The following is an 18,539-nucleotide window of genomic DNA, read 5'->3' as shown; positions in this document are numbered from 1 at the left end:
TAGGCGAGAGAGGGAACCTGCAACCACGGAGGCAATGCCGCCCATGGCGCGGACGAAGATTCAGGAGTTCGCTTTTCTCGCTACCCTCGTCCTGGTGACGGTGGCGTTCCTCTGGCTGCTGTCGCCTTATTACGGCGCGATCCTGTGGGCGGTGATCCTGGCGATCCTGTTCGATCCGCTCCAGCACAGGCTCGAGGGGCGGCTCGGCGGCCGGCGCAACTTGGCGGCGGCGCTCAGCGTGCTGGCCTGCATCTGCGTCGTCGTCATCCCGGGCACGCTGATCCTCGCTGCCCTCGCCAACGAAGCCGCCGGCCTCTACACCCGCATCGGCACGCGCGAATTCGATCCGGGCACCATGCTGGCGCAGCTCCAGGGCGCACTGCCATCCTTCGTCTGGAAAGCCCTTGCCGCCCTCGATCTCGGCGACATGGCCCAGCTCCAGGCCCGGCTGACATCGTTCCTGCTTGAATTCAGCCAGACCGTTGCCAACAGGGCGGTCATCATCGGGCAGAACACGGCCCAGTTCATCATCAGCCTCGGGGTGATGCTCTACCTGCTGTTCTTCCTGTTCCGCGACGGCGTGGCCCTGGCCGTCCACATCCGCAAGGCGAGCCCCCTCGGCGCGCGCGAAACCGACCAGTTGATCGAGAAGTTCGCCTCCGTGGTGAAGGCCACGGTCAAGGGCAATGTCACCATCGCCGCCATCCAGGGCGCCATCGGCGGGGTCACCTTCTGGATGCTGGGGATCCAGGCTGCGCTCCTGTGGGGCGTCCTGATGGCCGTCTTCTCCCTGTTGCCCGCCGTTGGCGCCGGGCTGGTCTGGGTGCCGGCGGCCGCCTATCTGCTGCTGACCGGCACCTATCTGAAGGGCGCCATCCTGCTCGCCATCGGCACGCTGGTGATCAGCACGGTGGACAACTTTCTGCGACCCCCTTTGGTGGGGAAGGGCACCATGCTCCCGGACTACGCGGTGCTCATTTCCACGGTGGGCGGCCTCTCGCTGATCGGCATGAACGGATTTGTTCTCGGCCCGCTGATTGTCGCCCTGTTCGTCGCCGTCTGGTCACTTGTCAACGATGACGAACCGTAACTTTAGCGAAAGGAAACGACCCGATGTCCAGACTTTCCGTATCTGGCATGTCGCGATCCGACGAACCTCTGTCAGCCGGTCGAGTGATCGTCACCTACGGCCGCAGCCTGATGGCGCTGGCGATCGCGCGCTCTCTGCACGAACACTGCGTGGAGGTGATCGGCTGCGACGACGTCAACATGACCGTTCTGTCTTTCTCGCGCCATGTGATCGACAACTTTACCCACACCGCATTCGAGGACGACGAAGAACAGGCGCTGAGCGATTTCGAAGCGGCCGTGCGCAAATACGCCCCGGAAGACGGTCGACCCTACGTGCTGATGCCAGCTTTCCGCGATGCACGCCTCTTTGCCAAATACCGCGAGCGGTTCGAGCCCTTGATCCGGGTCGCCGCGCCGGACATCGCCTCCATCGAGATGGTTTCGCCCAAGGATCACTTCGCCCGTCTTCTGGCGGAAGCCGACCTGCCCGGCCCCGCCACCCGCATCCTGCAACCGGGCACGTTTGCGAACGGCGTTCCCGCCGATGCCCCCCTGGCGTTTCCGGTCATGGCCAAGCCGACAGACGGTGTCGGTGGACGCGGCGTGACCAAGATCAAGGACTTGGACGAGCTCAACGATTATCTGAAAGGCGCAGATCCGGGCAGCCCCATCCTGCTGCAAGACGTCGTCGAAGGTGACGATTATTGCGTCTCCATTATCGCCGATCATGGCAAGCTGGCGGGGATGGTCGTTTATCGGAACCTTGCCCAGTTCCCCCGTGACGTGGGCGCCGGCGCCATCCGCGAGACCGTCGCCGAGACACCCTTCGAGGGCGCGACCCAGGCGCTGCTCAGGGCGACGCAGTGGAACGGCGTGGGAGAGATCGATTTCCGCTGGAACGGCGATCCGTCGACGCCACCCAGGATGATCGAGATGAACCCGCGTTATTGGGCCGGGCTCTATCATTCCATGTCCTCGGGCGTCGATTTCCCCTGGCTCGCCTTCCAGCTTGCGGCGGGCCGTCCACTGCCACCAGCCGATCCCCACGCCGTCCGGCAGGGGCACCGCACCCGCACGCCAGGCGCATGGATCCTCTCCGCGGCCGAGGATCTGGCCGCTTCCGACCCCGATCTAGAGCGCGCCGCGGAAGCCTGGGCGCAAAGCCGCGGTCACGCCTCGCGCAAGGAGGTCCTCGTGGCGGCGAACCGCCTGCTGGAATCAGCCAGCGCCGCAGCGAAGGGCGCGCGCGTCTTCAAGGATTTCCGCAAGCGCCTGGAGGTGCACAAGGACCTGCCCACCGAGCTCGATTTCGACGACGACCCCGCCGTTGGCCTTGGAATATTGTTCGTGGTGTCAAGCCTGCTGAAGCACCACGAACTGCCGGCGGAATTCAGATATGCGGTTCCTCAGGCTGCCGACAAGGCCCGCTCGCGCCGCCCTGGCAGCTCTGCAATCTCCCGCCGCTATGAACGCCGCGGACGGCCCATCATCGGCGTGACCAAACCGGACAAAGGTGAATGGCTAGCCTATTACGCCCTGCATTTCGCCATCTGGATGGCGGGAGGCGAGGCCGTAACCATCACGTCGAAGGCGCCACGTGACCCCCATTCCATAGACGGGCTGCTGTTCGGAGGCGGTTCCGACGTTTTCCCCGGCCGCTATGGCGGCGAGCAGAAGGCCGGCCATCACTATGACCTCGCTCGCGACGACATGGAAGCGTCCTGGGCCGAGGCCGCTTTGGCGCACGACATCCCCGTGCTGGGCGTGTGCCGGGGCATGCAGATGCTCAACGTGCTTGAAGGCGGCACGCTCTACCCAGACCTCAACCACCATGTGGAGAGATATCCGACCAGCTTTCTGCACCGCATTTTCTATCGCAAGACCGCATTTCTGGCACCCGGCTGCTGGCTCGCCCGCATATCCGGCAGCAAGAAAATAGAGGTCAATTCCATTCATACCCAGGCGCTGAAAGATCTTGGCGCCGGATTCAAGGTGATAGCGGCGGAGGCCAATGGCCTCATCCAGGCCATCGAGCACGAAACCCGGTCCTTCTGTGTAGGCGTACAATTCCACCCCGAATTTCTGCTGCACCGCGCCTTCGCCCGCCGGATCTTTCATTCCCTCGTGGAGGCCGCGCGGTCCCGTCGTGCACAACTCGCAGATGGCGTATCCGTCCCAATATGACCGCGCTTGCCATTGCCAAAGCCAATCACGGCTGATCCCTCCGATCCTGCAAGGAGCGGGAGCCGGATCTCGCGCCACGGGAAAGAGGCCGTAGCGCTCCCATGCGAAGCCAACCTACGACCATGCTCCAGCCCAACCTAGGCTCGTCTAGTAGACGACTGCGCTCGCTTCTTGCTTCGCATCGCTTCCATTCCTGGAACGCGCAAACGCCGAGAGGGACCCATTCTTTAGGCTAGCTGCAACAGGCTTGGTTCGTCGCATCTAAAAGGATCTTCACCTCCAAGGTTGGGCCACTACCATGTTACCTGATCCCATCCGCCATAATTGATTGCATCAGAATTATTTTCTGACACATTATGTGCTCATGAATAACCTACAGGCAAACCGTCGGCGGCTCACCTCCGGGCTGCTGCAGGCGGGCCGGCAGTGGCGGCGGCTGGCGGAAGCCGCGCTCGCGGCCGATGACATTTCAGAGGCCTGTGCCTCTCCTCTGGTCTGGCTGCGTCGGCTCGGCGGCGGCGTGCGACAGGTGACACTCGCAGCCCATGTGGGCATCGAAGGGACCTCCCTCGTCCGCCTGCTGGACCACCTCTGCGATGCCGGGCTCGTGGTGCGCCGGGACGATCCGGAGGACCGCCGCGCCAAGACCCTGTGGCTCACCGAGACGGGCGAGCAACTGGCGGAACGCATCGAGCGCACCATCGCCGGGCTGCGGGTCCGCATCCTGGGAGAGATCAGCGATGCGGACGTGGAGGCGACGCTGCGGGTGCTGGACACCATCGAGCAGGCCCACGCGCGCCTCCAGCAGGCCCCCTCCCTTGCGAGGGCCTTTTCGGAGGCGGGCACGTGAGGCTTCCCGCGGCACGGGACTGGCTGTTCTCCGCCAAGGCCTTCACCGCCGCCATGCTGGCGCTCTACGTGGCCCTGGCCATGGACCTGCCGCGCCCCTATTGGGCCATGACCACAGTCTACGTGGTGTCCCACCCGCTCACCGGCGCCACCACCTCCAAGGCCCTCTACCGCGTGCTGGGCACCCTCATCGGCGCCACCGGCGCGGTGGTGCTGCTGCCGACGTTCGTGACCGCGCCCGAGCTTCTGAGCATCGCCGTCGCGCTCTGGGTCGGCGGCCTGCTCTATTTCTCCCTGCTCGACCGCACGCCCCGCAGCTACGTGTTCATGCTGGCGGCCTACACTTTGCCCATCATCGCCTTGCCGGTGGTCACGGCGCCCGAGACCATCTTCGATGTGGCGCTCGCCCGCAGCGAGGAGATCATTCTCGGCATCCTGTGCGCGAGCCTCGTGGGCGCCATCGTGTTCCCGGTGAGCGTCGGGCCGGCCTTCGCCGCGCGGGTCGGCGGCTGGCTGCGCGATGCCGGCGCCTGGGCCGGCGAGGTGCTGCGCGGCGAGGTGACGGGTGAGGCAGTGCCCCTGGTCCGGCAGAAGCTCGCCGTGGACGTCGCAGCCCTCGACGCGCTTATCACGCAGCTGGCGCATGATCCCGAAGGGCGCGCCTTTGCCCGCGGGGCCGGAGAGCTCCGGGGGCGCCTACTGCTGTTGCTCCCGGTGCTGTCCTCCCTCAATGACAGGTTGCGCGCCATCAGCCGTGAGGAGGCGATGGGCAGCGCGCGGGACGATCTCGTCGCTCTCGCCCATGAGATCGCGGACTGGATCACCGGCGCCCCCGACACGCCGGAGCGGCTGCGCGCGCGGATCGCCGCTCTGACGCCCGATCCCGGCGCTATTGAGGACTGGGCCGGCCTGCTGCGTGCCAACCTGTGCGCGCGCCTCAAGGAACTCGTCGATCTCTGGCAGGATTGCCTCGCCTTGCGTCGGCAGATTGCTGGAGGCCCCGCTGCGGGACACTGGGCGCCCGTGCTGCACCACCGGCCCATCATCGGCACCGCGCGGCACCACGATCACGGCCTGCTGCTGTTCTCCACCGCCTCCGCCGCGCTCGCGACCCTGACGGCGAGCCTGATCTGGATCATGAGCGGATGGCCCGGCGGCGCCAATTTCGTGGCCATGGCCGCCGTCGCCTGCTGCTTCTTCGGCGCCCAGGACCGGCCGGCTCCGTTTATCTGGATGATGGTCATCTGGGGCACAGCGGCGCAGGCGATCGCGGGGCTCCTGCTGTTCGCGGTGGTGCCCCAGGTCCACGATTTTGTGACGCTCGTTCTGGTCCTTGCGCCGCCGTTCCTGCTGGTGGGGGCCCTCATCCCCCGGCCGGAGCTCGGCCTCGTGACCCTCCTACTCGCTGCGACCGGTTCGGGCTCCCTCTCGGTCCAGAGCCACTACAATGCGGACTTCACCGTTTATGTGAATGAAAGCCTGGCGGTGACCGGCGGCTTCCTGTTCGCCTGGATCTGGGCGTTGGCGACCAAGCCCTTCGGCGCCGAGATTGCCGCCCGCCGCCTCGTGCGCTCCGGCTGGGCGGACCTTGCCGCCTGCGCCGCCGGCAGCCGCCTGCAGGACCATCGCGTGCTGGTGAGCCGCATCTTCGACCATCTCGGCCAGTTGGTGCCTCGCCTCGCGGCCGGCGCCATCGGCGACGACCTCGCCACGGACGGGCTGAGGGACCTGCGCATCGGCTACAATGTCCTCGACCTCCAACGCGATCGCCGGGCCCTGCCGGGGGCCGCGAAGGATGCCCTCAATGCCGTCCTCGCCGGAGTGGCCGGGCATTTCCGCGCGCAGGCCACGGCTGGCGCCGCACTGCCCCCGCCTCATCCGCTGCTGGATCAGGTGGACCACGCCATCGCCGCTGTGCTGGCGCGGCGGGAGGGGCTGGCCGCGGACAATGCCCTCCAGGCGCTAGTGGGTCTCAGACAGGCCCTGTTCCCCTGTGCGGCAGCGCCCATCCTCCCGCCGGTGGCAGCCGCCGGCGCCCCGCCTTTGCTCGCGGCCGAGTGAGAGGATGCAGGAGAGCACGATGCCCGCGGAAATCGACATTTTCGGCGTCTATCTGCCGACCTTTCTCCTCCTCGCCCCCGTCGCCATGGCGGTCACGCGGCTCATCTCCCGCGGCCTCACCCGCGCCGGACTCGGCCGGCTCATCTGGCACCGGGCGCTGTTCGACCTCGCCGTGTTCATCCTCGTCACCGGTGCCGGCTACTTCCTTCTTGAACGGATCACATGATGAAGATCGACGTCGCGAAGTGGGGCCGCGCCTGCGTCACCCTCGGCGTGCTCGCGGGCGCGGTCCTCGTGGGCCACGCGCTCTGGGACACCTACATGAACGCCCCCTGGACGCGGGACGCGCGCGTGCGCGCCGACGTGGTCGGCATCGCCCCGGACGTCTCAGGGTTGGTGAGCGAGGTCCTGGTGCAGGACAACGCTCCCGTGAAGAAGGGCGACGTCCTGTTCCGGGTGGACCGCGAGCGCTTCACCCTCGCCCTGAAACAGGCCGAGGCCGCGGTGGAAGGCCGCGCCGCGACGCTCGACCAGGCGAAGCGCGATCTCACGCGCTACGCCCAACTGCGCGAGCGGCAGGTGGTCTCGCCGCAGAATGCCGAGCAGGCCCAGACCACCCTGACCCAGGCCGACGCCGCCTACCAGCAGGCGGTCAGTGAACGCGACATTGCCCGGCTCAACCTCGAGCGCTCGGAGATCAAGGCGCCGACCAATGGCATTGTCACCAATCTGGAGCTGCGGCGGGGAGATTATGTCTCCACCGGCAAGGCGGTGGTGGCGCTGGTGGATACGGATTCGCTCCGGGTCGAGGGCTATTTCGAGGAAACCAAGCTTCCGCGCATCCATGTGGGCGATGCCGTCACCATCCGGCTGATGGGGGAGCCAACCCTGCTGCGCGGCCGCGTGCAGAGCGTCGCAGCGGCCATCGAGGACCGCGAGCGTGTCGTCGGCACCGGCCTCCTCGCGAACATCAACCCCACCTTCAACTGGGTGCGCCTTGCCCAGCGCGTGCCCGTGCGCATCGCGATCGAGGAGGTCCCGCCCGATATCCGCCTCGTGGCCGGCCTCACCGCCACCGTGGAGATCGAGCCTCCCTCCGCGGCCGGAAAGGCCGCGCGCGCGGACACTTCGGACACCCGGTCCGCGCAAGCCTCCCGGCCGCTCCGGTGAGCGCAATGCGCCTTGCCGCCAGCCGGTGGCTCCAAAGGCCACTCCCCCTGCGGAAGCAGGCTCGGGACGAAATGCCATGAACGCGCCCGTGAATGCGCCGCTGACGTCAGAGCCCAAGGCGGACACGCCCCGCCGGACCGTGCCGCTCTGGCTGCTGGCGCTCCTGGCCTTCTCCGGCACCCTGGCCATGCACATCTTCGTGCCGGCGCTGCCCATCGCCCAGGCCGACCTCGGCGGCGGGATGGCGGCCATGCAGCTCACCATAAGCCTCTACATCCTCGGCCTCGCCGGCGGGCAGCTCGTCTATGGGCCCTTGGCCGACCGGTTCGGGCGCCGGCCCGTCCTGATGGCGGGGCTGACGCTTTACACCGCCGCCAGCCTCGCGGCGACGCTCGCCCCCAGCATCAACGCCCTCATCGTCGCCCGGCTGTTCCAGGCGCTGGGCGGCTGCGCCGGCCTCGTGCTCGCCCGCGCCATCGTGCGCGACACCTCGGCACCGGCGGACACCACCCGCCGCCTCGCCTTGATGAACCTCATGATCACCGTCGGCCCGGGCGCGGCACCGCTGGTGGGCGGCCTTCTCGCCGATGCGACGGGATGGCGCTCCATCTTCGTTGCCCTCACCTTGCTCGGCGTGGTCAATCTCCTGCTCACCTGGCGTCTCCTGCCGGAGACCGGGCGGACCAATGAGGGCGACGCGATCGGGATCATGGAGAGCTACGGCCAGCTGCTGCGGGCGCCCGCCTTCTGGGGCTATGCGGTGGGTGGCGGCTGCGCCACCACCTCCCTCTACGGCTTCGTCGCGGCGGCCCCCTTCATCTTCATCGGCGAACTGCACCAGCCGGCGGCCCGCGTCGGGGGCTACATCGCGCTCCTGGTTCTGGGCGTGTGGGTGGGCAGCATGTTGGCGAGCCGGCTGATCACCCGTGTTTCCATCGGCCGGCTGCTGGTGGGCGCCAACGAGGTCAGCGTGGCCGCCGCCTTCATCCTGCTCGCCGTCGTGCTCATGGATCAGCTCACCGTGCCGCTCGCCATCGCCACCGTGTTCACCTTCTCCGTCGGCGTGGGCACCGCGGCGCCCGCAGCGCTGACCGAGGCCCTCGGCGTCAATCCCCGCGTCGCCGGCTCCGCATCAGGTCTTTACGGCGCCATGCAGATGGCGGTCGGCGCCCTGTGCACGGCCTTGGCCGGTGTCGGGTCCGACCCCGCTTTGGCCGCCGCTCTCGTGCTGGCCGGCTCCGGCATCATCGCCCAGGCAGCCTTCTGGATCGCCGGGCGACCAAGACGCGCAGTCCCGTAGGGCAGGCGCACGATAGGACACACGGGCTCCCCAGGGTGAAAGACATGGACATCAAGACGATCGCTGTTCTGATTGATACCAGCCCGTCGCGCGAAACGCGGATCGACTACGCGATCCATCTCGCGCGGCGCCACGGCGCCCATCTCATCGGCATCTTCCTGCTTCCCCCGGACAGCGGCGGCCGGGCGGCCGCCTCCCATGTCCGCGGGCAGGTGGCAATCGCCGACCTCCTACACCATCAGCAGGTCCGCAAGGACGACATGATCCGGCAAGCGCAGGACAGCTTCGAAAAGCACGCTGCCCGGCAGGATGTGCGCTGCGAGTTCCGCGTCCACACGCCCCATGGAGAAGATGAACGCCGCATCGGCGCCCTGCACGCGGATCTCGTCGTCGCTGCGCCTCCGCACGAATCTTGGATCGAGGACGGACCCCCGGCCGATGTGGTGCAGCTGGCCACCGGCGTCCCCTTCCTGCTCGTGCCGGAGAACTGGCACAATACCGAACTGCCACAGCGCATTCTGATCGGCTGGAATGGCAGCCGGGAATCGCGCCGGGCCATCGGCGACGCCTTGCCTCTGCTGGCGCTCGCGTCTTCGGTAACGGTGCTGATCGTGGATCCGCAGGCAAGCCTCCCCGCCGGAGAGGAGCCGGGAATGGAAGTGGCGATGTTCCTGTTGCGCCACGGCGTGCGCCTGACCGTCGATCCCGTGCCGTCGCACGGGCGGGCGATCCCTGAGGTCATCCTGGAATATGCCACGTCCAACGCCCACGACCTGATCGTGCTCGGCGCCTACAGCCATGCCCGCACCCGGGAGATCATGTTCGGCGGGGTGACGCGTTCGCTCCTGAGACAGTCGCCGGTCCCTTTGCTCATCTCCCACTGAAAAATGCGGAGGATCCGGGGCGGTGCGCTTGAGCCATAACGCTGCGTGCCGAAATGCGCGCAAATTTCGAGGTCGGTAACTACCAGGAATGGGACAATGCGCTAATTCGGATGTGCCGGGGTGCTCCTTTAGCGGCACACCCCTCAGTGATCCGAATTTTTGCGCGTCATCCTGCTCTTACAACCTGCTGGTTCTGCCGCCCGAGGCCGGCGATCTCCAGCTCGACCAAATCTCCTGGCTTGAGCCAGACGGGATCAGGCTTCATCCCCATTCCGACGCCCGGAGGCGTGCCCGTGGCGATGATGTCGCCCGGCAGAAGCGTCATGTAGCGGCTGCAATAGGCAACGATCTCCTGCACGCTGAAGATCATCGTGCGTGTGTTTCCGGTTTGCATGCGCCGACCATTTACGTCCAGCCACATGTCGAGATCCTGGGGATTGGGCACCTCGTCGGCAGTAACGAGCAAGGGGCCTACTGGCCCGAATGTGTCACAGCCCTTTCCCTTGTCCCACTGCGACGACTGAAGCTGAAAAGCCCGTTCAGACACATCATTCACCACGCAATAACCGGCGACGTGCGCGAGCGCATCCGCCGCGTCCACAAAACGCGTCGTGCTGCCGATGACCACACCCAGCTCAACCTCCCAATCGAGCTTGGTGGAATGCGGCGGCTGGACGATAGGGTCGTTGGGCCCTGACAAGGCCGATGGCGCCTTCAAGAAAATGATGGGTTCGCTCGGCACTGCCATGCCCGCCTCGGCAGCATGGTCGGAATAGTTAAGGCCGATGCAGATAAACTTGGAAAGCCCGGTATAAGGCACACCAAAGCGCGGCGTGCCAGTGACCAAAGGCAGCTTTGCGACATCAATGGCCGCGAGCGCGGCGAGGCCCTCCGGTGAAATCTCCGTAAGGCCGATGTCGGCGCAGATGCCTGAGAGGTCGCGTAAGCGCCCCTCGCGATCGATCAGACCGGGCTTTTCCGCACCGGGCGCACCATAGCGGCAGAGCTTCATGAGTCAGGCTTTCCCACGACTGAGTTGAAGAAAAATGGTCGGCGCCGCAGATCACGGAACCGCAAATCCGGCGCCCATTGTTCAAATGGAACTAGTAAAATGTATTGATTTGTGACGCGGCAGCAATATATTATAAATATAATTTTATTTCAAGTCGTAATATACACGTATTTATGCCAATAAATATTTGCAAAAAATCACCCGCGCGCGTAGATGTTGATCCTCACTCAAACATTTGAGAACTGGGGTGGGCGCTTCTCCACGAAGGCCGCCATGCCCTCCTTCTGATCCGCCGTCGCGAACGTGGCGTGGAAGACTCGTCGCTCGAAGCGGATGCCCTCGGCCAGCGACGTCTCGTAGGAGCGGTTGACGCTTTCCTTCACCATCATCGCGATAGGGGTGGACATGCCGGCGATGGTGGCCGCGGTGGCGAGGGCGTCCTTCAGGAGATCCGCCACCGGCACGATGCGGGTGACGAGGCCCGAGCGCTCGGCCTCCGCCGCATCCATCATCCGGCCGGCCAGGCACATCTCCATCGCCTTCGCCTTGCCGATGACGCGGGTCAGGCGCTGGGAGCCGCCGATGCCCGGCATGACGCCCAGCTTGATCTCCGGCTGGCCGAACCTTGCGGTCTCGCTGGCGATGATGAAGTCGCACATCATCGCCAGCTCGCAGCCGCCGCCGAGGGCAAAGCCCGAGACCGCGGCAATGATGGGCTTACGCACCCGCCCCAGGGCATCCCAGCCAGCGAAGAAGTCCGCGCTGTACATGTCCATGTAGCTCTGCGGCTGCATCTCCTTGATGTCGGCGCCGGCGGCGAAGGCCTTCTCCGAGCCGGCGATCACCACGCAGCCGACGCCCGGGTCCTGATCGAGATCGAGCAATAGAGCGGTCAGCTCCCGCATCACCTGGGAGTTGAGGGCGTTCAAGGCCTGCGGTCGATTGAGCGTGACAACGGCAACCCGGTCGTGGCGCTCCAGCAGGATGGTTTCGTAAGACGTCTCACTCATGTCGTCTGTCCTTGTGGCAGGGACCGGCGGACTGGCCTTCCGGTCAGATGGCGAGGCCCAGTTCCCGGGTATGGGTCAGCGGACGGAAATGGCGCGTGACGGCCTCTTCAGAGACCCCTTCGAGGATTGCCGGCGACCAGCGCGGGCTGCGATCCTTGTCCACCACGGCGGCGCGCACGCCTTCTACGAAGTCGGCATCGCGGATCACCGAGAGCGTGAGGCGGAACTCCTGATCGAGGCAGGGTTCCAGCTGGCCCAGCCGGCGGGCTGTCCGCAAGGCAGCCAGCGTAATCTTGACCGAGCTGGGCGAGTTACCGGCGATCTCCCCTGCCGCCTTGCGAGCTCCGGGCTCCGGGGCGGACGAAAGGGCCTCGAAGATCGCCTCCGCACTCTCGAAGGCATAGCACCGGTCGATCCACGTACGGTCCGCAGCAAGGCCGCTGTCGGGCGGGACGCCGCCGAGGCCGGCGAGGACCTGTGCCACCTCCTCGCCGGTCCGGCACAAAGCGAGCCGGCGCGGCAGTTCCGCCAACCGCTCCACGGGGATCAGCACGTCAGCCAGCCCACAGGCGATGGCGTCGGCAGCGTCGAGCCGGCCGGCGGTGAGCGCCACATGGGTGCCAAGCTCGCCGGGCGCAGTCCCAAGGAGATAGGTTCCGCCCACGTCCGGAAAGAAGCCGATGCGCGCCTCGGGCATAGCGATGGAGGACCGTTCGGTCACGACTCGATGGGAGGCGTGCCCACCAAGTCCGATCCCCCCGCCCATGGTGATGCCGTCCATCACCGCGACGATCGGCTTCCCATAGCGTCCGATGAAGGCGTTGAGCGTGTACTCCTCGCGGAAGAAGACTTCTGGCCCCTCCCAGTCGGCGGCCTTGGCCGCATCATAGAGCGCGCGGATGTCACCGCCGGCGCAGAAGCCGCGCGTCCCAGCGCCGTCGAGCAGCACCACCGCGACTGCGGGATCGTCGACCCAGGCGTTGAGGGCGGCCGTGATCTCCCGGACCATCTCCAGGGTCAGCGCGTTGAGCGCCGCCGGCCGGTTGAGGGTGATGTGGCCCAGAGCGCCGGCCGTTTCAGTCAGAATGCTGCTCAACGTCGATCTCCCACAGGGGGCGACGAGCCGCGGGACCGTCGGGTCCCACGGCTCCCGACGGAAGCAGCGATGGCGAAAAAGTCGGTGCGCAGCGTTTCAGCCTGGGGCGCAATGGCAAGGAGAACGGAGTCCCGCTGACACCTGATCCTCCAGACACCTACATTGCCGATGGCATTACGCGCGCACCGCTTATCGCTTTCGTTTCCCCGCCAGAGCCCCTTTTTCATGACGTTAAGCATTAAAATTTTCGCACGTATATGCCATCATTTCCCATCTGATTGTGTGTAGATTCCCATATGAAGCCGGCCTTTGACTGGAACACCCTGCAATCCTTCCTCGCCGTCGTCCGCACGGGGCGGCTCACGACAGCGGCGCGCCGGCTGGGCGTCGACCACTCGACGCTGAGCCGGCGCATCGCGGAGCTGGAACGGACATTGCGCACGAAGCTGTTCGTGCGCAGCGTGCAGGGCTACGCGCTGACCCCACAGGGTGAGAAGCTGCTCAACTCGGCGCAGTCCATCGAATCCATCGCGCTCGGCGTCCTGGCCGAAGTGCCCGATTCAGAGCTTCAGATCGCTGGCTCGGTGCGTATCGGCGCGCCGGACGGCTTCGGCACGACGTTCCTGGCGCCGCGCCTCGTTGCCCTCAATGCGACCCATCCCGACCTCCTGCTCGAGCTGGTGACCATGCCCCGCATCTTCAGCCTGACGAAGCGCGAGGCAGACATCGCCATCGGCCTTGCCCCGCCGCGCGAAGGCCGGCTGCACGCCAGGAAGCTGACCGACTATCACCTCGGCCTCTATGCCTCGCGGGACTACCTTGCGCGCCACGGCGTGCCCAAGCGGCGGACGGACCTGCGCCACCATCGCCTCATCGGCTATATCGGGGAGCTGATCTATGCCCCCGAGCTCGACTACATCCCGCTCATCGAGAAGAACCTCTCCCCGTCGATCGCCAGCTCCAACCTCATCGCCCAGTACAACATGACGCTCGCTGGCCACGGTCTCTGCGTGCTGCCCACCTTCATGGCGCAGCAGGACGCGCGCCTGGAACAGGTCCTGGCGGGCGCCGTGTCCCTCGTTCGCTCATTCTGGCTGATCGTCCATTCCGATCTGCGCGAGCTGGCGCGCGTCCGGATCACATCGGACTTCATCGTCGACACCGTGAAGTCCGCGCGACACATGTTCCTGCCCCAATAGAGATCAGCAACGTCGCCCCGACCACACCTGCGCTGTCCGACCCTAAGCGAGCCCGCGACGTCCTACTGGAAGGGCCGAGCAATCCGAACGCCATCCCGGATTTGTCACCCGCGCCGAAGGGTCTGCGACGACGGAGGACCCGTCAGGTCGATGCTTCGGGCTGTTGCGGACAGGCACAATGGGGACCGGATCAAGCGCGGCTTCTCTGCTCGTCCGGCTCTCGGGACATGCGCCACGCTGCGATCTGGTACGATCGGATATCCGCCCGTCCAAAACCGGCTAAAAAACCGGCTGAACCCACAAAACTCAACCGACGCCCTCCGAGAGGAAGCCCGGAAATCTAAACAATTTCATCTAGTTAGATGGCACGCCGGGGAAGATTCGAACTCCCGACCCCCAGATTCGTAGTTCAATGTGCCAACGAAGATTCAGATTATGAGAGGCTAACTCCAACCAAGATTTTTGATTGCAATCGCGCACAAGACACGATTCAAACGTGTAGCAACGCCTTCCGAGAGCAACAGTCGATCCCAGCCATCGAAAATAACCGGCGCGCTGAATCCGAAGGTGCCCCCCGCCTATTTTTATCCGCAGATAGCCCTCCTACCTATGCCTTTCGAAAAGGCCTTCCCTCCTCGCCTGCTCATGTTGCATCGATACCCATGCAACAGCGTGTGCAGCCGGAGACCACCAAGACCGTCGGTGATCCTGAATGACGGCCACGCCCAGAGGAAATACCTTGCGCTCGACAATCACGCCATGATCGGCAGTGAAACGCTGACGCGCCGCCACTCGCAGGAGACAGCATGTTGGAGACCAAATTCCTCACGCCCGAAGAGGTTAGCGAGCGCTATCGTGGAGGAGTGTCCGTAGGAACACTTCGAAATTGGCGTGCCATGAAAATTGGCCCGTCGTTCGTCAAAATCGGCAAGGCCGTCCTCTATCCGATCGACGCGCTTGAAGCATGGGACGAAAGGAACAGAGTTCAATGCCGTGCTCCACAGCGCGTCAACGAGCATGTCGATGATCGCTCGTGATGATCACGATCAGGCATTGCAGACATACCCCACTCTCCGGCACCAATCACTCATTGAGCTGGAAAAATCTAATAAATTTCATCATATTATGAAATCTCTTCGGGTGGGCCATAATCACCCCTCCGGCGACCCGACACCGTCGCGGGCCGACATCGACATGACCCGCAAGATCATCGACGTGGCCAAGCCCCTGGGCATCGAGGTGCACGACCACATCATCGTCGGCAAGGACGGCCACGCCAGCCTCAAGGGCCTGCGCCTCATCTGAGCCGCCGGCCGCGGAGAACGGGCCTCGGGCCAAACTCCCAGGCCGTGGCCGGCCCGGACCGGCTGCGACGACGGCCGCCATGCCCCAAGCACGCTCAGCTATCGCCCGTCCCCCGGCAACGTCCAGGGGATCACCCCGTGCCGGCCTGAGGCAGAGGCCTGACGGAGGGCCGCGCTCAGCCGGCGGGCAGCGCCCGCGGGTAACACCGACAGCGCTGGCAGGGTTTCGCACGCGGCATGGGATGGGTGGGCATGGGATGGGTGGGCATGGGATGGGTGGGCACGGGATGGGTGGGCACAGGATGGGTGCATGGGTGGACGACGCCCCCGCCTCGCGATTGGGCCCGCCACCGACGGCTGAACACAAAAAAGGCGCCGCGCAGGAGCGCGGCGCCGGATTGTCAGTCGTGGTGCTTCAGATCACTTCAGCTTGTTGAGGCTGGTGTCGAAGGAGAGCGAGGCCACGTAGCGATCGCCGCAGGCGGTCGACGCGCCACTGATGAGGGCGCACTGGGCACCGTCGAGATCGCTGTCGTAGTAGCGCAGGTCGAGGGTCATCGCCTTGTAGGTGAAGCCGACGCCGACGTTCCAGGTGGTGTAATCGGACATGGCATAGTTCGGGAAGAACTTGGTGGTGGTGCCGAGCCACTGATAGCCGAGCTCACCGGAGGCGTAGACGCCCACGTCCTTCACCACGCTCCACTTGCTGAAGTCGAGCTTGAGGGTACCGGAGAGGTAGGTCTCATCGGCGCCCGAGCCGGCATAGCTGTCGCCGTAGTAGAGGTTGGCGCCCACCGTGACCACGTCATTGAAGGCGTAGGTCGGCTTGAAGTAGATTTCCCAGTAATTGTAGTCGGTGTCGTCCCACAGGGTCACCGGGTTGGTGCCGCCCGGATACGCATAATAGACGAAGCCGAGGTCCAGGGTCAGGCCACCCCAGGTGTGACGCAGGCCGCCGTACAGGTCGATTTCGGCGGAACCGTCATAGAGGAAGCTGACGTTCGACGCCCAGATGCCCGCATAGACCCAGTCGAACAGCTGCAGTTCGGCATAGCCCTGCACGGCCGCGTTGCCGTTGGTCTGCGTGATGCCGCGGAACACGTAATCGGTGGTCAGCTTGGTGCCGAAGGCGACATCCCACGCCGGAGCCGGCGGCTCGACCGCGGCCTTGGTGGGATAGGACAGGTCGGCAGCCGAAGCGGCGCCGGAGATGAGCATGGACGCGGCAACCAGAGCGATCTTTTTCATAAGTGTGACCCCCGAAGAGCTTTGAACCGATAAAAAGGGGGAGAGGGCTTCAAGTCTACTGAGAAAAATGAGGCACAACCTGCCTAAAAATTATACAAACCGTTGTAAACCCTCATTTTCAATGTTGCCATTTCGCAACGCATCGCCCTCAAGTTGAAGCAAGCATCCTTCTTCACGAGAAAACTCGCCGGTTTCGGGCTCACGGACGGGTCATGTGCAGGGGCCGGCTGCGCTCCGGAATCCGCGCCCAGGTGCCGTCTTCCTGGCGGGCGAAGCGAATCGTGGAACCATCGGTTGCACCCTTCACCAGGACGTTGCCGCCGACGATCTGCCAGCTGGAGGGCGCGAAACGCACGAGAAATACGTCACACTCGGGCGCAACCAAGACCTGGCTACCACCTCCCGCCGCAGGCTGATCGGTGAGGCGCCAGCGACACACCGGCTCTGGGCCCTCGCGCCACAGCACCCAGTCCCCCACCACCTCGGCGGGATCGGCGATCTCGGCCCGGGCGGCCACCGGTGGGCCGAGAAAATAGACTCCGTCGCCCTCCCGCAGCGCCTCGAAGCTCCCTTCCGAGGCCCCGGTGAATTCCGCCACCACGTGGCCTTTGGCATCCACCAGACGGATCGCCCCGGACTCGTCGGGAACCCAGGCCACCAAATGGCCGGTGAAGGCGATGGGCGCACAGGCCGCACGGTCCAGTGCGAGCGCGAAGCCGCTCGCCGTAGGAGACGCGGAAAGGGTGATCTCACAGCGCCGCGCGCCGTCGGCGCTGGTGAGCCAGTAGGCCCGCGCCAGCGCCTCCACGGAGGCCCGCGACGGCCCGGAGGGGACCGCAGATGCCCCCTCATCGGGCTGTTGCATTTGCGCCACAGCCCGTTCCGCCGAATTCAACTCCTGGGCGTGACACCAGGGGACCCCGGCGGCCACCACCAGAAGTAGGGTTGCAGTCCATCGGCGGCGGCACATGGTCTGATCTCCGGACCTCATCGGCGGCGGGCCCGAGGCGAGCCGGCGCCATCCTGCCCGCGCCCTCGAGACAAGTCCCGGCGCGGCGACGCAGTGTGCCACCGCAGCGGCGGGACGGGAAATGGGCCTCAGGCGATGGGCGCAGGCGCGCGGGGCCAGGGGGTCTCGGGCACCGGGGTCAGCGGTCCACGCCCGTCGAACCAGGCCAGCAAATTGTCCACCACCAGCTGGCCCATGGCCTGCCGGGTGAAGCCGGTGGCCGAACCCACGTGCGGCAGCAGCACCACATTGTCGAGGGCGAAGAAGGCTTCAGGAACGTGGGGCTCGCGCGCGAACACATCGAGCCCGGCGCCGCGGATCCGGCGCTCCAGGAGCGCCGCCAGCAGCGCCGCCTCGTCCACCACCGACCCGCGCGCCACGTTCACCACGATGCCATCGGCCCCGAGCGCGGCCAGCACCTCCCCATTGATCAGGTTGCGGGTGGCCGCGCCCCCGGGCACGATGACGATCAGCGTGTCGACCGCGCGGGCCATGGCCATGAGGTCGGCGTAATAGGCATAGGCCAGATCCGGCTGCGGGTGCCGGGCGTGATAGGCGATGGCCACCCCGAAGCCCTCCAGGCGGTGGGCGATGGCCCGCCCGATGCGGCCCATGCCCACCATGCCGATGGTGCGGCCCCGTAGGGTGCCGGTCAGCGGGAACGGCCCGGCCGGCCAGCGCCCGGCGCGCACGAAGGCATCCGCCTGGGGAATCTGGCGGATGGTGGCCAGCAGCAGCCCGAGGGTGAGGTCGGCCACCTCCTCGTTCAGCACATCGGGCGTATGGGTGACGATCACCCCCTGGCGCGCGGCGGCGGCGGCATCGACCGTGTCGTAGCCGACGCCGAAATTGGCGACGATCTCCAGCGCCGGCAGCCGCGCCATCAAGGCGGCATCCACCTTCTGCCCGCCACGGGTGGCGATGGCGCGCACGGCGGGCGCCGTTTCGGCGTCGAGCGCGGTGAGCCCCAGCAGGCGGCAGCGCGGCGCGAGCTGCGCCTCCACGACCGTGGGCATCACATCGCCGGTGAGCAGCACCAGGGGACGGGACGAAGGATCGGAAACCGGAGCGGGGTGCGGCATCGGCCTGTGGGGGCTGCGCCGACAGCCACGGGGGCCAACGGCTGGGTTGGGGACAGGTCA

At 65.9% G+C, this 18,539-nt stretch carries 16 protein-coding genes and 1 pseudogene; 11 read left to right on the top strand and 6 right to left on the bottom strand.

Annotation, left to right across the window (positions count from 1 at the left end):
* Nucleotides 1-43 precede the first annotated feature (43 nt).
* The 8 genes from ACU4E7_RS11025 to ACU4E7_RS10990 all read left to right on the top strand — a co-directional run bounded on the left by ACU4E7_RS11025 (nucleotide 44) and on the right by ACU4E7_RS10990 (nucleotide 9,519).
* Complete coding sequence (locus tag ACU4E7_RS11025; RefSeq protein WP_447021535.1) at nucleotides 44-1,090, top strand: AI-2E family transporter; 1,047 nt, start codon at nucleotides 44-46, stop codon at nucleotides 1,088-1,090.
* Nucleotides 1,091-1,113: 23 nt separating this feature from the next.
* Nucleotides 1,114-3,255 (top strand): gamma-glutamyl-gamma-aminobutyrate hydrolase family protein, encoded by a 2,142-nt coding sequence (locus tag ACU4E7_RS11020; protein WP_447021534.1) that lies wholly within the window; start codon nucleotides 1,114-1,116, stop codon nucleotides 3,253-3,255.
* A gap of 364 nt (nucleotides 3,256-3,619) precedes the next feature.
* A complete protein-coding gene (locus ACU4E7_RS11015; protein ID WP_447021533.1) occupies nucleotides 3,620-4,105 on the top strand; it encodes a MarR family winged helix-turn-helix transcriptional regulator in 486 nt (161 codons plus the stop codon).
* Nucleotides 4,102-6,165, top strand: a complete 2,064-nt coding sequence (locus tag ACU4E7_RS11010; RefSeq protein ID WP_447021532.1) for an FUSC family protein — start codon at nucleotides 4,102-4,104, stop codon at nucleotides 6,163-6,165. The genes ACU4E7_RS11015 and ACU4E7_RS11010 overlap by 4 nt, the downstream gene beginning before the upstream one ends.
* Before the next feature lie 19 nt (nucleotides 6,166-6,184).
* Nucleotides 6,185-6,391 (top strand): DUF1656 domain-containing protein, encoded by a 207-nt coding sequence (locus tag ACU4E7_RS11005; RefSeq protein ID WP_447021531.1) that lies wholly within the window; start codon nucleotides 6,185-6,187, stop codon nucleotides 6,389-6,391.
* A complete protein-coding gene (locus tag ACU4E7_RS11000; RefSeq protein WP_447021530.1) occupies nucleotides 6,388-7,335 on the top strand; it encodes an efflux RND transporter periplasmic adaptor subunit in 948 nt (315 codons plus the stop codon). The genes ACU4E7_RS11005 and ACU4E7_RS11000 overlap by 4 nt, the downstream gene beginning before the upstream one ends.
* 76 nt (nucleotides 7,336-7,411) lie before the next feature.
* The gene (locus ACU4E7_RS10995; RefSeq protein WP_447021529.1) at nucleotides 7,412-8,635 is read left to right on the top strand and encodes a multidrug effflux MFS transporter; all 1,224 of its coding nucleotides are present in this window, start codon (nucleotides 7,412-7,414) and stop codon (nucleotides 8,633-8,635) included.
* 44 nt (nucleotides 8,636-8,679) lie between these two features.
* Nucleotides 8,680-9,519, top strand: a complete 840-nt coding sequence (locus tag ACU4E7_RS10990; RefSeq protein ID WP_447021528.1) for a universal stress protein — start codon at nucleotides 8,680-8,682, stop codon at nucleotides 9,517-9,519.
* 166 nt (nucleotides 9,520-9,685) lie between these two features.
* On the opposite strand, the gene ACU4E7_RS10985 is transcribed toward ACU4E7_RS10990, so the two are convergent.
* The 3 genes from ACU4E7_RS10985 to ACU4E7_RS10975 form a co-directional block, all read right to left on the bottom strand.
* Complete coding sequence (locus ACU4E7_RS10985; RefSeq protein ID WP_447021527.1) at nucleotides 9,686-10,531, bottom strand: fumarylacetoacetate hydrolase family protein; 846 nt, start codon at nucleotides 10,529-10,531, stop codon at nucleotides 9,686-9,688.
* A gap of 227 nt (nucleotides 10,532-10,758) precedes the next feature.
* Nucleotides 10,759-11,541 carry an enoyl-CoA hydratase gene (locus tag ACU4E7_RS10980; protein WP_447021526.1) on the bottom strand — a complete coding sequence of 261 codons (783 nt, stop codon included), beginning with the start codon at nucleotides 11,539-11,541 and terminating at the stop codon, nucleotides 10,759-10,761.
* A 43-nt stretch (nucleotides 11,542-11,584) separates the two neighbouring features.
* Nucleotides 11,585-12,637 (bottom strand): enoyl-CoA hydratase/isomerase family protein, encoded by a 1,053-nt coding sequence (locus tag ACU4E7_RS10975; RefSeq protein WP_447021525.1) that lies wholly within the window; start codon nucleotides 12,635-12,637, stop codon nucleotides 11,585-11,587.
* A gap of 296 nt (nucleotides 12,638-12,933) precedes the next feature.
* Between ACU4E7_RS10975 and ACU4E7_RS10970 the strand changes: the two genes are divergently transcribed.
* The 3 genes and pseudogenes from ACU4E7_RS10970 to ACU4E7_RS10960 form a co-directional block, all read left to right on the top strand.
* Entirely contained in the window at nucleotides 12,934-13,836 is a 903-nt protein-coding gene (locus ACU4E7_RS10970; protein WP_447021524.1) for a LysR family transcriptional regulator, read from the top strand.
* Between the two features lie 806 nt (nucleotides 13,837-14,642).
* Nucleotides 14,643-14,873: a helix-turn-helix transcriptional regulator gene (locus ACU4E7_RS10965; RefSeq protein WP_447021523.1), complete on the top strand. Its 231-nt coding sequence runs from the start codon at nucleotides 14,643-14,645 to the stop codon at nucleotides 14,871-14,873.
* Nucleotides 14,874-14,979: 106 nt separating this feature from the next.
* Nucleotides 14,980-15,141: pseudogene (locus tag ACU4E7_RS10960) on the top strand (JAB domain-containing protein); the annotation flags it as partial.
* A gap of 419 nt (nucleotides 15,142-15,560) precedes the next feature.
* On the opposite strand, the gene ACU4E7_RS10955 reads toward ACU4E7_RS10960, so the two are convergent.
* The 3 genes from ACU4E7_RS10955 to ACU4E7_RS10945 form a co-directional block, all read right to left on the bottom strand.
* Entirely contained in the window at nucleotides 15,561-16,388 is an 828-nt protein-coding gene (locus ACU4E7_RS10955; protein WP_238119787.1) for a TorF family putative porin, read from the bottom strand.
* 199 nt (nucleotides 16,389-16,587) lie between these two features.
* Complete coding sequence (locus ACU4E7_RS10950) at nucleotides 16,588-17,253, bottom strand: AprI/Inh family metalloprotease inhibitor (RefSeq protein ID WP_447021522.1); 666 nt, start codon at nucleotides 17,251-17,253, stop codon at nucleotides 16,588-16,590.
* 233 nt (nucleotides 17,254-17,486) lie between these two features.
* Nucleotides 17,487-18,479, bottom strand: coding sequence for a 2-hydroxyacid dehydrogenase (locus ACU4E7_RS10945; protein WP_238119785.1), 993 nt, complete (start codon nucleotides 18,477-18,479; stop codon nucleotides 17,487-17,489).
* Between the last annotated feature and the right edge of the window lie 60 nt (nucleotides 18,480-18,539).

It is taken from the genome of Xanthobacter sp. ZOL 2024 (assembly GCF_052932325.1).
Note: the sequence above shows the minus strand (reverse complement) of the source record. Positions and strands in the feature narration are given on the sequence as shown.

What these genes read in the sequence shown, in the direction of transcription:
- ACU4E7_RS11000 (WP_447021530.1), top strand. Translation starts at nt 6,388, where the DNA reads ATGATGAAGATCGACGTCGCGAAGTGGGGCCGCGCCTGCGTCACCCTC.
- ACU4E7_RS10970 (WP_447021524.1), top strand. Translation starts at nt 12,934, where the DNA reads ATGAAGCCGGCCTTTGACTGGAACACCCTGCAATCCTTCCTCGCCGTC.
- ACU4E7_RS10990 (WP_447021528.1), top strand. Translation starts at nt 8,680, where the DNA reads ATGGACATCAAGACGATCGCTGTTCTGATTGATACCAGCCCGTCGCGC.
- ACU4E7_RS11005 (WP_447021531.1), top strand. Translation starts at nt 6,185, where the DNA reads ATGCCCGCGGAAATCGACATTTTCGGCGTCTATCTGCCGACCTTTCTC.
- ACU4E7_RS10950 (WP_447021522.1), bottom strand. Translation starts at nt 17,253, where the DNA reads ATGCAACAGCCCGATGAGGGGGCATCTGCGGTCCCCTCCGGGCCGTCG.
- ACU4E7_RS10965 (WP_447021523.1), top strand. Translation starts at nt 14,643, where the DNA reads ATGTTGGAGACCAAATTCCTCACGCCCGAAGAGGTTAGCGAGCGCTAT.
- ACU4E7_RS11020 (WP_447021534.1), top strand. Translation starts at nt 1,114, where the DNA reads ATGTCCAGACTTTCCGTATCTGGCATGTCGCGATCCGACGAACCTCTG.
- ACU4E7_RS10980 (WP_447021526.1), bottom strand. Translation starts at nt 11,541, where the DNA reads ATGAGTGAGACGTCTTACGAAACCATCCTGCTGGAGCGCCACGACCGG.
- ACU4E7_RS10955 (WP_238119787.1), bottom strand. Translation starts at nt 16,388, where the DNA reads ATGAAAAAGATCGCTCTGGTTGCCGCGTCCATGCTCATCTCCGGCGCC.
- ACU4E7_RS10985 (WP_447021527.1), bottom strand. Translation starts at nt 10,531, where the DNA reads ATGAAGCTCTGCCGCTATGGTGCGCCCGGTGCGGAAAAGCCCGGTCTG.
- ACU4E7_RS11015 (WP_447021533.1), top strand. Translation starts at nt 3,620, where the DNA reads ATGAATAACCTACAGGCAAACCGTCGGCGGCTCACCTCCGGGCTGCTG.
- ACU4E7_RS11025 (WP_447021535.1), top strand. Translation starts at nt 44, where the DNA reads ATGGCGCGGACGAAGATTCAGGAGTTCGCTTTTCTCGCTACCCTCGTC.
- ACU4E7_RS10945 (WP_238119785.1), bottom strand. Translation starts at nt 18,479, where the DNA reads ATGCCGCACCCCGCTCCGGTTTCCGATCCTTCGTCCCGTCCCCTGGTG.
- ACU4E7_RS10995 (WP_447021529.1), top strand. Translation starts at nt 7,412, where the DNA reads ATGAACGCGCCCGTGAATGCGCCGCTGACGTCAGAGCCCAAGGCGGAC.